Origin of the sequence: Pseudomonas sp. LAM2023 (assembly GCF_016620375.1) — a bacterium.
In the GTDB taxonomy this organism is placed as follows: domain Bacteria; phylum Pseudomonadota; class Gammaproteobacteria; order Pseudomonadales; family Pseudomonadaceae; genus Aquipseudomonas; species Aquipseudomonas anuradhapurensis.
The window spans coordinates 824,474-838,107 of record NZ_JAENHV010000015.1; the positions used below are offsets into that span (position 1 = coordinate 824,474).

At 59.3% G+C, this 13,634-nt stretch carries 15 protein-coding genes; all 15 read right to left on the reverse strand.

The features are described 5' to 3' along the window. Positions 1-37 precede the first annotated feature (37 nt). The 15 genes from atpA to rpmH all read right to left on the reverse strand — a co-directional run bounded on the left by atpA (position 38) and on the right by rpmH (position 13,322). Positions 38-1,582, reverse strand: coding sequence for a F0F1 ATP synthase subunit alpha (gene atpA, locus JKP78_RS09350; protein ID WP_087500987.1), 1,545 nt, complete (start codon positions 1,580-1,582; stop codon positions 38-40). Positions 1,583-1,603: 21 nt separating this feature from the next. Then, positions 1,604-2,140 (reverse strand): F0F1 ATP synthase subunit delta, encoded by a 537-nt coding sequence (locus JKP78_RS09355; protein ID WP_043214190.1) that lies wholly within the window; start codon positions 2,138-2,140, stop codon positions 1,604-1,606. Between the two features lie 12 nt (positions 2,141-2,152). After that, positions 2,153-2,623 carry a F0F1 ATP synthase subunit B gene (locus JKP78_RS09360; protein ID WP_023383136.1) on the reverse strand — a complete coding sequence of 157 codons (471 nt, stop codon included), beginning with the start codon at positions 2,621-2,623 and terminating at the stop codon, positions 2,153-2,155. Positions 2,624-2,680: 57 nt separating this feature from the next. After that, positions 2,681-2,938, reverse strand: coding sequence for a F0F1 ATP synthase subunit C (gene atpE / locus JKP78_RS09365; RefSeq protein WP_003097235.1), 258 nt, complete (start codon positions 2,936-2,938; stop codon positions 2,681-2,683). A gap of 144 nt (positions 2,939-3,082) precedes the next feature. After that, positions 3,083-3,952: a F0F1 ATP synthase subunit A gene (gene atpB, locus JKP78_RS09370; protein ID WP_200626581.1), complete on the reverse strand. Its 870-nt coding sequence runs from the start codon at positions 3,950-3,952 to the stop codon at positions 3,083-3,085. 16 nt (positions 3,953-3,968) lie between these two features. Then, positions 3,969-4,376 (reverse strand): F0F1 ATP synthase subunit I, encoded by a 408-nt coding sequence (locus tag JKP78_RS09375; RefSeq protein WP_008092225.1) that lies wholly within the window; start codon positions 4,374-4,376, stop codon positions 3,969-3,971. 148 nt (positions 4,377-4,524) lie between these two features. Beyond that, positions 4,525-5,397: a ParB/RepB/Spo0J family partition protein gene (locus JKP78_RS09380; protein WP_170033983.1), complete on the reverse strand. Its 873-nt coding sequence runs from the start codon at positions 5,395-5,397 to the stop codon at positions 4,525-4,527. A 9-nt stretch (positions 5,398-5,406) separates the two neighbouring features. Next, on the reverse strand, positions 5,407-6,198 hold the full coding sequence (locus JKP78_RS09385) for a ParA family protein (RefSeq protein WP_060499722.1): 792 nt from the start codon (positions 6,196-6,198) through the stop codon (positions 5,407-5,409). 18 nt (positions 6,199-6,216) lie between these two features. Beyond that, entirely contained in the window at positions 6,217-6,867 is a 651-nt protein-coding gene (gene rsmG, locus JKP78_RS09390) for a 16S rRNA (guanine(527)-N(7))-methyltransferase RsmG (RefSeq protein WP_170033985.1), read from the reverse strand. Further along, positions 6,864-8,756 carry a tRNA uridine-5-carboxymethylaminomethyl(34) synthesis enzyme MnmG gene (gene mnmG, locus JKP78_RS09395; RefSeq protein WP_186683930.1) on the reverse strand — a complete coding sequence of 631 codons (1,893 nt, stop codon included), beginning with the start codon at positions 8,754-8,756 and terminating at the stop codon, positions 6,864-6,866. Before mnmG ends, rsmG begins: the two co-directional genes overlap by 4 nt. Before the next feature lie 633 nt (positions 8,757-9,389). Further along, positions 9,390-10,760, reverse strand: a complete 1,371-nt coding sequence (mnmE, locus tag JKP78_RS09400; protein WP_200626582.1) for a tRNA uridine-5-carboxymethylaminomethyl(34) synthesis GTPase MnmE — start codon at positions 10,758-10,760, stop codon at positions 9,390-9,392. A gap of 86 nt (positions 10,761-10,846) precedes the next feature. Beyond that, positions 10,847-12,529, reverse strand: a complete 1,683-nt coding sequence (gene yidC / locus JKP78_RS09405; RefSeq protein ID WP_200626583.1) for a membrane protein insertase YidC — start codon at positions 12,527-12,529, stop codon at positions 10,847-10,849. 2 nt (positions 12,530-12,531) lie between these two features. Beyond that, positions 12,532-12,777, reverse strand: a complete 246-nt coding sequence (gene yidD / locus JKP78_RS09410) for a membrane protein insertion efficiency factor YidD (RefSeq protein WP_075046823.1) — start codon at positions 12,775-12,777, stop codon at positions 12,532-12,534. Next, positions 12,770-13,174 (reverse strand): ribonuclease P protein component, encoded by a 405-nt coding sequence (gene rnpA / locus JKP78_RS09415; protein WP_170034354.1) that lies wholly within the window; start codon positions 13,172-13,174, stop codon positions 12,770-12,772. Before rnpA ends, yidD begins: the two co-directional genes overlap by 8 nt. Positions 13,175-13,187: 13 nt before the next feature. Then, the gene (rpmH, locus tag JKP78_RS09420; RefSeq protein WP_003253163.1) at positions 13,188-13,322 is read right to left on the reverse strand and encodes a 50S ribosomal protein L34; all 135 of its coding nucleotides are present in this window, start codon (positions 13,320-13,322) and stop codon (positions 13,188-13,190) included. Positions 13,323-13,634: the final 312 nt, after the last annotated feature.

Consider the following 13,634-nt stretch of genomic DNA (forward strand, 5'->3'; position numbering starts at 1 on the left):
CAGGTTAGCAAGCGGGGGCCAGGGCCCCCGCTGCGGCTTACCAGGTCTGGGTGGCCTTGAACTTCTCGATACCAGCTTTCATGCCAGCGTCGATTTCGTCGTTGAAGTCACCCTTCACGTTGATCTTGGCCATCAGTTCGGCGTGATCACGGTTGAAGTAGGCGATCAGAGCTTGCTCGAAGCTGCCGACCTTGGAGACTTCTACGTCGGTCAGGAAGCCACGCTCAGCGGCATACAGCGACAGGGCCATGTCCGCGATGGACATTGGCGCGTACTGCTTCTGCTTCATCAGCTCGGTAACGCGCTGACCATGCTCCAGCTGCTTGCGGGTCGCTTCGTCCAGATCGGAAGCGAACTGGGCGAATGCAGCCAGTTCACGGTACTGAGCCAGAGCGGTACGAATACCACCGGACAGCTTCTTGATGATCTTGGTCTGAGCGGCACCACCTACGCGGGATACCGAAACACCGGCGTTAACTGCAGGGCGGATGCCCGAGTTGAACATGGCCGATTCCAGGAAGATCTGACCGTCGGTGATGGAAATCACGTTGGTCGGAACGAACGCGGAAACGTCGCCAGCCTGGGTTTCGATGATCGGCAGGGCGGTCAGGGAACCGGTCTTGCCAGTGACTGCGCCGTTGGTGAACTTCTCGACGTACTCTTCCGAAACGCGCGATGCACGCTCCAGCAGACGGGAGTGGAGATAGAACACGTCACCTGGGTACGCTTCACGTCCTGGCGGACGGCGCAGCAGCAGGGAGATCTGACGGTAGGCAACGGCCTGCTTGGACAGGTCATCGTAAACGATCAGGGCGTCTTCACCGCGGTCACGGAAGTATTCGCCCATGGTGCAGCCGGCGTAAGGAGCCAGGAACTGCAGCGCGGCCGATTCCGAGGCGCTGGCGGCAACAACGATGGTGTTGGCCAGGGCGCCGGCTTCTTCCAGCTTGCGCACAACGTTGGCGATGGTCGACTGCTTCTGGCCTACGGCCACGTATACGCAGAAGATGCCGCTGTTTTTCTGGTTGATGATCGCGTCGACCGCCATGGCAGTCTTACCGATCTGACGGTCACCGATGATCAGCTCGCGCTGGCCACGGCCAACCGGGATCATGGCGTCAACCGACTTGTAGCCAGTCTGTACAGGCTGGTCTACCGACTTACGCCAGATCACGCCCGGAGCGACCTTTTCGACCGCGTCGGTTTCGGTGGTGGTCAGAGGACCTTTGCCATCGATCGGGTTACCCAGAGCGTCGACGACGCGGCCCAGCAGGCCTTTGCCGACCGGAACTTCCAGGATGCGACCGGTGCACTTGGCGCTCATGCCCTCGGCGAGGGAGGTGTACGCACCCAGTACCACCGCACCTACGGAGTCTTGCTCCAGGTTCAGTGCCATACCGTATACGCCGCCTGGGAACTCGATCATTTCGCCGTACATAGCGTCGGCCAGACCGTGGATCCGTACGATACCGTCGGAAACGCTTACGACGGTACCTTCGTTACGGGCTTGGGAGCCGACATCGAGCTTCTCGATGCGACCCTTGATGATTTCACTAATTTCGGAAGGATTGAGTTGCTGCATTGCTCTGCTGCCCCTTCAAACTCAAGATTTCAATGCTTCGGCCAGTTTCGCGATCTTGCCGCGAACCGAGCCATCGATTACCAGGTCGCCGGCGCGGATGACGACGCCGCCGATCAGGCTGGCATCCTCCGACGCGTGCAGGCGCACTTCCCGGCTGAGCCGTGCACTGAGAACCTTGGCGAGTTTGTCTTGCTGTTCTTGGTTCAACGCAAAAGCACTGGTGACTTCCACGTCCACGGATTTTTCTTGCTCGGCCTTGTACAGGTCGAACAGGGCGGCAATCTCCGGCAGGAGCAGGAGACGGTCGTTTTCCGCGGCAACATGAATGAAATTCTGTGCCTGTGCATCGAACTTGTCACCGCACACTTCAATGAATGCGGCGGCCTTTTCTGCGCTTGTCAGTCGCGGGGCCTTGAGCAGGCGCTGCATGGTGTCGTCTTCCGACACCGCAGCAGCCAGGCCGAGCATGGCTGACCAATTGGCCAGTTGCTGATGGGCCTGGGCATGCTCAAAGGCAGCCTTAGCGTAAGGTCGGGCCAACGTGGTCAGTTCTGCCATGATCGCCCTCGCTTAAATTTCAGCGGCCAGTTTGTTAACCAGCTCCGCATGCGCGTTTTGATCGATTGTGGCGCCAAGGATCTTTTCAGCACCGCCAACAGCCAGGGCACCCACTTGGGCACGCAGGGCGTCTTTGACGCTGTTCAGTTCCTGTTCGATCTCGGCTTGAGCCTGAGCCTTCACACGGTCAGCTTCGACGCGAGCCTGTTCACGGGCTTCCTCGACAAGCTGAGCAGCGCGTTTCTTGCTTTGCTCAATGATTTCGGCTGCCTGTGCCTTTGCTTCACGCAGTTGCTGACCCGCTTTCTCTTGGGCCAGCTCCAGGTCGCGAGCTGCGCGGTTGGCAGCGTCCAAGCCGTCGGCAATCTTCTTTTGGCGCTCTTGCAGAGCAGTGATGACCGGAGGCCATACATACTTCATGCAGAAGAGTACAAAAATCAGAAAAGCAACGGATTGGCCAATCAGGGTTGCATTAATGTTCACGCCAACACCTCGCTCGGTCTTTGTCCATCACACCAATCAACTCGTGGAAACGAGTGATTAGCCGGCGATCTGACCAACGAAGGGGTTCGCGAAGGTGAAGAACAGGGCGATACCAACACCGATCATGGTTACGGCGTCGAGCAGACCGGCAACGATGAACATTTTGACCTGCAGCATCGGAACCATTTCAGGCTGACGAGCAGCGCCTTCCAGGAACTTGCCGCCCAGCAGGCCGAAACCAATGGCGGTACCCAGAGCACCCAGGCCGATCAGCAGAGCAACAGCGATAGCGGTCAGACCAACTACAGTTTCCATCTTTCCTCCCGACTTTTACGTCGTATTGGTTAGGTTTTTAGTTTGAAGCGGTAAAACAAATCGTTTGGTACAGCATGCCCTTGCGGACTTTTTAAGCCCTCCCCCCAAACGAGCGGGGAAGGCTATCAGACACGCCAGGCGGTCTTAATGGTTATCTTCGTGAGCCATCGACAGGTAGACGATGGTAAGCATCATGAAGATGAAGGCTTGCAGGGTGATGATCAGGATGTGGAACACAGCCCACGCCCACTGCAGCACCACACCCAGGCCGCTGAGCCACAGGATGCCGGCGCCGAACATCACGGCGATCAGGATGAACACCAGCTCGCCAGCGTACATGTTGCCGAACAGACGCAGTGCCAGCGAGATCGGCTTGGCGATCAGGGTGACGAATTCCAGCAGGAAGTTGACCGGAATCAGCAGGATCTGCACGAAGATGTTCTTGCTGCCGAACGGGTGCAGGGTCAGCTCACCGATGAAGCCGCTCAGGCCCTTGACCTTGATGCTGTAGAAGATGATCAGGGCGAACACGCAGAAGGCCATGGCCAGGGTCGCGTTCGGGTCGGTGGTCGACACGGCGCGGAACGGAATGTGCGGGTCACCGGAGATCAGGATGGCCAGCTGAGGAATCCAGTCGACCGGTACCAGGTCGATGGCGTTCATCAGGAACACCCAGACGAAAATGGTCAGCGCCAGCGGGGCGATTACCGGGCTACGGCCGTGGAAGGAGTCCTTCACGCTGCCGTTGACGAAATCCACCAGCACTTCAACGAAGTTCTGCAGGCCGCCAGGTTGGCCGGAAGTCGCCTTCTTGGCCGCCATGCGGAAGATGAACAGGAAGATCAGACCCAGCGCGACGGACCAACCCAGGGTGTCCAGGTGGAACGCCCAGAAGCCCATTGCCTTGGCTTCTGCAGCCGAATGGGCGAAGCCCCAGCTGCCGTCTGGTAGTTGACCGTAGGTCAGGTTCTGCAAGTGGTGCTGGATATAGCCCGAAGCGGTTTCTGCTGCCATGGTTGCCTCAAACGCCCTAAGGTCTCGAAAGTCTTTTATTCATCAGCAGGGGCGCGAACCAGCTGACCAAAAGGGTCAGCACGAAGACGCCGAATACTGCTAACGGCGCCAATGGCTTCACTCCTGCGAAGGTCAGTGCAAAAAGCACTGCCGTCAAAATCATCTTGCCTGCCTCGCCAGCGTAGAACGACTTGACGATGGCTTGTGCCGCCCGGGCTCCGCTGAAGCGAAAAGCCTTCCAGGCGAAGTACACATTGGGTAGCCAGGCAATCAAACCTCCGCAAAGGCCTGAATATCCACTGACCGCCCCTTTCCACTGCCACAAAACCAAGGTTGCCAGCAGCAGTACGACGAATTGAGCCAGCAGTACCGGAAAAACCGCCCAGCGATGGAAAGGCAGGCGGTTTGGCGTGCGGATTTCCATCACAACTGCTCCTCGGAAGTCGACCAACAAGTCAGCTATGACTTGGCATAATTTGTGCCGACAAAATGCGCGCAGAGTATAGGGGTGGATTAACCCCTATTCAACTCTTCGTAGTGATTTCCGACTGCACGCTACAACAGGAATTGTTTCAGCGGATGTGAGCAAGCACACCTTGCAACTCGTCAAGCGAGTTGTAGCGAATAACCAACTGGCCTTTGCCCTTGTTGCCATGACGGATCTGCACGGCCGAGCCCAGGCGCTCTGCGAGACGCTGTTCAAGGCGTGCGATATCCGGATCAGGTTTGCTCGGCTCGACCGGATCAGGTTTGTCGCTGAGCCACTGACGAACCAGTGCCTCGGTTTGGCGCACGGTGAGGCCGCGTGCGACAACATGACGCGCCCCCTCTTCCTGACGGCCTTCTTCCAGCCCGAGCAATGCACGCGCGTGGCCCATCTCCAGGTCGCCATGGGCGAGCATGGTCTTGATCGCCTCAGGCAAGGTGATCAGGCGCAGCAGGTTGGCCACGGTTACCCGCGACTTGCCTACGGCGTCGGCCACCTGCTGCTGGGTGAGTTCGAATTCTTGCTGCAGGCGCTGCAGCGCCAGGGCCTCCTCCAACGGGTTGAGGTCTTCGCGCTGGATGTTCTCGATCAGCGCCATGGCGATGGCAGCTTCGTCGGGCACTTCGCGGACCATGGCCGGGATCTTGTCCAGGCCAGCCTGCTGGGTAGCACGCCAGCGGCGCTCACCGGCGATGATCTCGTAGCGGTTGTCGCCGATCGGGCGCACCACGATCGGTTGCATCACGCCATGGTTGCGAATCGAGTGCGCAAGCTCTTCCAGCGCCTCCGGGTCCATGTCCCGGCGCGGCTGGTACTTGCCACGCTGGATCAGCTCGACCGGCAGGTGTTGCAGTTCTTTCTGGTCGATCTTCACAGCCTGCTCTTCGAGCGCGCTGACGGAAGGACCACTGAGCAGTGCATCCAACCCACGTCCGAGACCCCGTTTCTTGACGGCCATACGGATTCCTTAAGTTGTTTGTGCAGTGCGTGATTGACGGCGTTGGCGGCGGACCAGTTCCCCGGCCAGGGCCAGATACGCCAGCGCGCCGCGCGATTGCTTGTCGTAGGCCAGGGCCGGCATGCCGAAGCTCGGGGCCTCGGCCAGGCGAATGTTGCGCGGAATGACCGTGTCGTACAGCTGCGGGCCGAAGTGCTCCTTCAGCTGCGCCGAAACATCGTTGTTCAGGCTCAGCCGCGGGTCGTACATGGTCCGCAGCAGGCCCTCGATCTTCAGCTCCGGATTCAACCGGGCAGCGATGCGCTTGATGTTATCCACAAGGTCACTGAGACCTTCCAGCGCGTAATACTCGCACTGCATCGGGATGATCACGCCATCCGAGGCGACCAGGGCGTTGAGCGTCAGCATCGACAGCGACGGCGGGCAGTCGATGAGGATGTAGTCGTAGTTGTCGCGGATCGGTGCCAGGGCGTTGCGCAGGCGGCTTTCCTTGACCTGCATTTCCAGCAGCACCACTTCGGCGGCAGTCAGGTCACGGTTCGCCGGCAGCAACTGGAAACCACCGTGCTCGGAGTAATGCATGGCCTGGGCCAGGTCGCATTCCCCGATCAACAGGTCGTAGACCGAGTGTTCGAGCTCGTGCTTGTCCACACCGCTGCCCATGGTAGCGTTGCCTTGCGGATCGAGGTCGATCAGCAGCACACGACGCTTGGTTGCGGCCAGCGAGGCAGCGAGATTGATACAGGTGGTGGTCTTGCCCACACCACCCTTCTGGTTCGCGATTGCGAATACCTTAGCCATTGTTGCGTGTGTTCCCAGTCATGCCTTGCGGCGCAGTATCAGCAGATGGCGCTGGCCCTGGCAACCTGGAACGGTCAGGGCCTGCTCGCTTTCCACTGTGAAGTCTGCGGGCAATGCTACCAGTTCATCGGCAGGATGCAGCCCCTTCATTGCAAGCCATTGCGTCCCGGTGTCGCCCAGGTGGCGGGTCCAGTTGGTGAAATTTTCCATGCTGCTGAAAGCGCGGGAGATGATCCCGTTGAACGGTTGCGCCGGCTGGAAGGCCTCGACCCGGCTGTGGATAACCGTGAGGTTGTCCAGCTTGAGTTCCATTTTCACCTGGGTCAGGAAGCGCGTCTTCTTGCCGTTGGCATCCAGCACCGTCACCCGCTTGTGCGGATGCAGGATAGCCAATGGGATGCCAGGCATGCCGCCGCCACTGCCGACATCCAGCCAGTTGTCACGTTCGCTGTGGATAAACGGCATGACGCTGAGGCTGTCGAGCAGATGACGCGACACCATCTCGTCGGGGTCGCGCACGGCAGTCAGGTTGTAGGCTTTGTTCCATTTGATCAACAGGGCCAGGTAGCCGAGCAGCTTTTCGTGCTGCTCGGCGCTCAGCTCGACACCGAGCTGGCGCGCACCTGTGGACAACTCTTCAGCGTGTTGCGGGGTGACCAGGGAACTCAAGCGCTTTGCTCCAATTCGCGGCCAGCGCCGCGTTTCTTCAAGTGAATCAGCAACAGGGAAATCGCCGCCGGAGTGACGCCAGGAATGCGCGAAGCCTGGCCGAGGGTTTCCGGACGGGTCTGGCCCAGCTTGCCCTGGATTTCCTTGGACAGCCCGGAAATGCCCGAGTAATCGATATCCACAGGCAGGCGGGTGTCTTCGCTGGCACGCAAGCGAGCGATTTCATCCTGCTGCCGGTCGATGTAGCCGGCGTACTTGGTGCGGATCTCGACCTGTTCGGCGACCTGTGGATCGATCGCTTCGCCGCCGGTCGCCTCGATCAGACCGGCGTAGTCGATTTCCGGGCGGGCCAGCAGGTTGAGCAGGCTGTACTCGTGGCTGAGCGGGGTACCGAACTTATCCACAATGGCCTGGCCTTGCTCGGTGTTCGGCCGTACCCAGGTCGATTTCAGGCGTTGTTCCTCACGCTCGATGCCGTCGCGCTTGGCGCAGAAGGCGGCCCAGCGCTGGTCGTCGATCAGGCCAAGTTCACGGCCCTTTTCGGTCAGACGCAGATCGGCGTTGTCTTCGCGCAGGATCAGGCGGTACTCGGCACGTGACGTGAACATGCGGTACGGCTCCTGGGTACCCAGGGTGATCAGGTCGTCCACCAGCACACCGATGTAGGCCTCGTCGCGACGCGGGCACCAGCTGTCACGGCCCTGCGCCCGCAGGGCGGCGTTGGTACCGGCCAGCAGGCCCTGGGCGCCGGCTTCTTCGTAACCGGTGGTGCCGTTGATCTGGCCAGCGAAGAACAGGCCGCCGATGACTTTGGTTTCGAGGCTGTACTTGAGGTCGCGCGGGTCGAAGTAGTCGTACTCGATGGCATAGCCCGGGCGCACGATGTGGGCGTTTTCCATACCGCGGATCGAACGCACCAGTTCCAGCTGCACGTCGAACGGCAGCGAAGTGGAAATACCGTTGGGGTACAGCTCATGGGTGTTCAGGCCTTCCGGCTCGATGAACACCTGGTGGCTTTCCTTGTCGGCGAAGCGGTGGATCTTGTCTTCGATCGACGGGCAGTAGCGCGGGCCGACCCCTTCGATCACACCCGAGTACATCGGCGACCGGTCAAGGTTCGAGGCAATGATTTCGTGGGTGCGGGCGTTGGTGTGGGTAATCCAGCAGCTCACCTGGCGCGGATGCATCTCGGCATTGCCCATGAACGACATCACCGGAATCGGTGTATCGCCTGGCTGTTCGGTCATCACCGAGAAATCCACAGAACGGCCGTCGATGCGTGGCGGCGTACCGGTTTTCAGGCGCCCGACGCGCAGCGGCAGTTCACGCATGCGGTGGGCCAGGGCGATCGAAGGCGGATCACCTGCGCGACCACCTGAATGGTTCTGCAGACCAATGTGGATAAGGCCGCCGAGGAAGGTACCGGTGGTCAATACCACCGATTCGGCGAAGAAACGCAGGCCCATCTGGGTCACCACGCCTTTGACCTGGTCCTGTTCGACGATCAGGTCGTCGCAGGACTGCTGGAATATCCACAGGTTTGGCTGGTTTTCCAGGATTTCACGCACCACTGCCTTGTAGATGGCGCGGTCGGCCTGTGCACGGGTAGCGCGTACGGCCGGGCCCTTGCGGTTGTTCAGAACGCGGAACTGGATGCCGCTCTTGTCGGTGGCCAACGCCATGGCGCCGCCGAGGGCATCGATCTCTTTGACCAGATGGCTTTTGCCAATGCCACCGATGGCGGGGTTGCAGCTCATGTGACCGAGGGTTTCCACGTTATGGGTCAGCAGCAGGGTTTTCACACCCATGCGTGCAGACGCAAGCGCAGCCTCGGTACCGGCATGGCCGCCGCCGATGACGATCACTTCAAAACGGGAAGGGAAATCCACCACGCACCTCGTGCCTGTTTTTGCGAATAGAGAAGGTAAGCGGACAAGTATAGGGACTTCACCCCCTTTAAAGAAACCGTCTGAGCAAATTTTGACCAGTCTGTGGATGAATGGCAGACAACAAAAATCAAAGAGGAAAAATTTAAAAAAGCTTTGTTTTTATGTTTATTCTTATGCACAGCCTTATCTGTGGATAAACTCACACAGCCCATGATTCACGCTACTTCGAGAGAAATTAAACCCTGTGGCTGGAGGGCCATGAGGGCTCTGGATAACGCGATTTAGCCTGTGGATTAAATGCCTGTTTACCCACAGGGCGGTTTGTCCTCAGAAAAAAAGCCTGCTTATCAACGGAGCTGAAGCCGAGTTTTCCACAGGGCTCCTGAACGCGTTTTCAACCTCGAGCAGGAAAATCATCGAGATAGCGGCCAGGTACAGACAAGGAGAAAGCGGGCGAGACCGCGAAATATCGGTACAGCTACAGAATCTCAGGCTTTGTGAGGCGTTCTTCGTGGGCAGGCCCGTTCCCACAGACACTCCGTTCGCCTGGCTACGGGCATCTGCTGTGATGAAATTCAGGGCAAAAAAAAGCCGCTCCCGAAGGAGCGGCCCTTGGCCTTGCCTGGTTGTGGATTACTTGCCGATGCAGAAACTGGAGAAGATCCGCCCTAGCAGGTCGTCAGAGCTGAATGCCCCGGTAATCTCGCCCAAGGCCTGCTGTGCCTGGCGGAGGTCTTCTGCCAACAGCTCGCCTGCCCCGGCCAGCGTCAGTTGGGCACGGCCATGATCCAGATGCTCGCTGGCCTGACGCAAGGCATCCAGGTGGCGTCGACGAGCGCTGAAACCACTTTCGGCTGTCTGCTCATAGCCCATGCAGGCCTTCAGGTGGTCACGCAACAGTTGCAGCCCCAGGTCGTCCCCTTTGGCGCTAAGGGTTATCGTCACATGCCCGTCATCACACTGCTCAAGCGCCACCGGCTCACCACTCAGGTCGGCCTTGTTGCGGATCAGCGTGACCTTGCCCGGGTCTGGCCGCTGGTCGAGAAATTCCGGCCACAGGGCGAAGGGATCGCTGGCCTCGGGCGCGGTCGAATCCACCACCAGCAGCACTCGGTCGGCCTCGCCAATGGCTTTCAGTGCGCGTTCCACACCGATCTTTTCCACATGGTCGTCGGTGTCGCGCAGGCCAGCGGTATCGACGACATGCAGCGGCATACCGTCGATGTGGATATGTTCACGCAGGATGTCCCGGGTGGTACCGGCGATATCAGTGACGATCGCAGCTTCCCGCCCGGCCAGCTGGTTCAGCAGGCTCGATTTGCCGGCGTTCGGCCGCCCGGCGATGACCACGGTCATGCCGTCACGCAACAAGGCGCCCTGCCCGGCTTCACGTTGTACTGTGGACAACGCCAGGCGTACTGCATCGAGCATCGACAGGACGTGGCCATCAGCCAGGAAGTCGATCTCCTCCTCAGGGAAGTCGATTGCCGCCTCGACGTAAATCCGCAGGGCAATCAACGCTTCGGTCAGGGAATGCACACGCTTCGAGAATTCCCCCTGCAGCGAACGCAGGGCATTGCGCGCCGCCTGGCTTGAGCTGGCTTCGATCAGGTCAGCGATGGCTTCAGCCTGGGCCAGGTCGAGTTTGTCGTTGAGGAACGCGCGCTCGCTGAATTCGCCCGGGCGGGCCAAGCGGCAGCCAACTTGTACACAGCGCTGCAGCAACATGTCCAGGACCACCGGGCCACCATGGCCCTGCAGTTCGAGCACGTCCTCACCGGTGAACGAATTCGGCCCGGGGAAGAACAGCGCGATCCCTTCGTCCAGCACCAGCCCTTCCTCGTCGCGGAACGGGCCGTAGTGCGCATGCCGCGGGGTCAGCGTACGGCCGGTTATCAGCTGCCCGGCCTTGGCAGCCAGAGGGCCGGACAACCTGACAATACCGACACCGCCGCGGCCCTGGGCGGTGGCGATGGCAGCGATGGTTTCACGCACAATGTTCATGCTCGAAAGCCTCTACGACAAAACGACAGATAGCAAAAACGCCCCACTAGGGGGCGTTTTTATTCACAGGCTAGCGCAGTAGCCTGTCAAGCAGCAGCTTTTTTGGTGGCTGCTTCGATGCTGCGGGTGATGTACCACTGCTGCGCGATCGACAAGCAGTTGTTCACAACCCAGTACAGCACCAGACCGGCTGGGAACCACAGGAAGAAGAAGGTGAAGATGATCGGCATCATTTTCATCACCTTGGCCTGCATCGGATCCGGTGGGGTCGGGTTCAGGCGCTGCTGGATGAACATGGTGGCGCCCATGATGATCGGCAGGATGAAGAACGGATCCTTGATCGACAGGTCGGTAATCCACAGCATCCACGGGGCCTGACGCATTTCCACGCTTTCCAGCAGTACCCAGTACAGGGCCAGGAATACCGGCATCTGTACCAGGATCGGCAGGCAGCCGCCCAGCGGGTTGATCTTCTCTTTCTTGTACAGCTCCATCATCGCCTGGGACATCTTCTGGCGATCATCACCGAAGCGTTCCTTGAGCGCAGCAAGCTTCGGTGCAACGGCACGCATGCGCGCCATCGAGCGGTAGCTGGCAGCCGACAGCGGGAAGAACAGACCCTTGATGAGCATGGTCAGGACGATGATCGACCAGCCCCAGTTACCCAGCAGGCTGTGGATATGTTGCAGCAGCCAGAAGATCGGCTGGGCAATGAACCACAGGAAACCATAGTCGACGGTCAGTTCCAGGCCTGGGGACAACTCTTTCAGCTTGGACTGGATTTTCGGGCCGGCGTACAGCATCGCGCTGGTTTCAACCTTGCCGCCAGCAGGCACGCTGAGGGCCGGGCCGGTGTAGCCGATGATGTAGTTGCCTTGGCTGTCCTTGCGGGTCTGGACAACGTTGCTGTCCGACTTGGCCGGAATCCAGGCGGTCACGAAGTAGTGCTGCAGCCAGGCAACCCAACCGCCGGACACGTTTTCTTTCAAATTACCTTTGTCGATGTCCTTCATCGAGACCTTTTTGTAAGGCTCGGAAGCTGTCCACAAGGCAGCGCCCAGGTAGGTCGCAGTGCCGGTGGCAGTGCTCGACGACGGGTCGGAGCTGGCATCACGCTTGAGCTGGGCAAACATGTTGCCGTTCCAGCCCTGGCCACTCTGGTTGTCGATCAGGTAAGTGACGGTCAGGTCATACTCACCACGCTTGAAGCTGAAGCGCTTGATGTAGTTGACACCGTTGTCGCTGAACTTCAGGTCGACCACCAGTTGGTCCTGGCCATCAGCCAGCTGGTAACCCTTCTGGTCGGCAGCGTACAGCGGGCGGCCAGTTGGGCGGGCGTCCGGACCGTTGACACCGGTCAGGCCGCTTTGTGCCAGGTAGACACGCTCGCCACCGTTATCGAACAGCTGGAACGGAATCTCCGGGTGGTCCTGGCGACGTGGGAACTTCGGCAGGTTCAGCTGGACGATGTCACCACCGACCGGATCGATAGCCAGGTCCAGGACATCGGTCTTGACCCGGATCAGGTCCTTGCTGACCGCAACCGGTGCCAGTTCGGCAGCGCTGGTTTCGGCATTGGCGCTCGGCACATCGGCGCTGGCGCCGGCATTACCGGCCGGTACGCCATCCGGCAGGCCCGGGGCAACAGTGCTGGCAGCAGTATTCTGAGTCGGCAGGGCAGCCTGGCCGTAGTCCTGGTTCCACTTGAGGACCATGACGTAGGACACGATTGCCAGGGCGACGATCAGGATCGTGCGTTTAATATCCATGATTACTCGGCTATCGAAGAAGTTCGGGAGGAAGGAGCGGGAGGAACGGGATCGAAACCGCCGTCGTTCCACGGATGACAACGCCCCAGGCGACGAACGGCTAGCCACCCACCACGCCAGAGGCCGTGGTTTTCAATGGCTTCATAAGCGTAACAGGAGCAACTGGGGAAGAAACGACAGTGACTGGCCATCAGAGGACTAATGGCGTAACGGTAAAACTGGATCGGAACGAGGGCCAGTTTACGCATCTTGGCTGTCTACCCCTGCGGAATCGGCGGTAACTGCTGGAGCGGGCCGGCTGCGCGCCAGGCGTTTCCAGAGTTTGCCAAAGTGTTGGTGCAATTCCGGGTTTTCTATCTCACCCAATCCCTTGCGCGCGACGATCACGATGTCCAGCCCGGCAAGCAAATGCTGGTTCAGACGAAAGGAATCGCGCATCAAGCGCTTGAGGCGGTTGCGTTGAACGGCGAGCTTGACGCTCTTCTTTCCGATTACCAGGCCTAGGCGTGGGTGATCGAGGCCGTTCTCGCGAGCAAGGATCAGCAGGTTTTTCCCTGGAACCTTGCCGGTTGGGGAGTCGAAGACCGCTTTGAAATGCCGGGGTGTAAGCAGTCGCTTTTCCCGACTGAAGTCCTGACTCACCACCTGTGCCGAAAAATCAAATGGCCAGACGCTTACGGCCTTTGGCACGACGACGCGACAGAACAGCGCGGCCGTTCTTGGTAGCCATACGGGCACGGAAGCCGTGGGTGCGCGCGCGCTTGATGGTGCTTGGTTGGAAAGTACGTTTCATGGCGTGTTACCTGGTTTGTCGACGACGGGCCGGGATGGCCCCCTTTTTAAGAGACCGGCGATTCTAGAGAAAGCAAGCCCATAGGTCAATTTCCAACCAGCCTTTCCATATAGAGCGTGTGATGGACGGTGGCTCAATCTGGCATCACCAAGGTGCTTGATCGGACAGCGACATTGGGGACAACATGAAAAAAAGAAGAGACATATAAAAAGCTTTTCTGAAGAACTTATAGATCTTAGGTGGATAACCTTCTGTGGATAACCTTGTGTAGCCCAGTAAAATCAATGCGTGCAGCGTTTCATAACTGTGTTT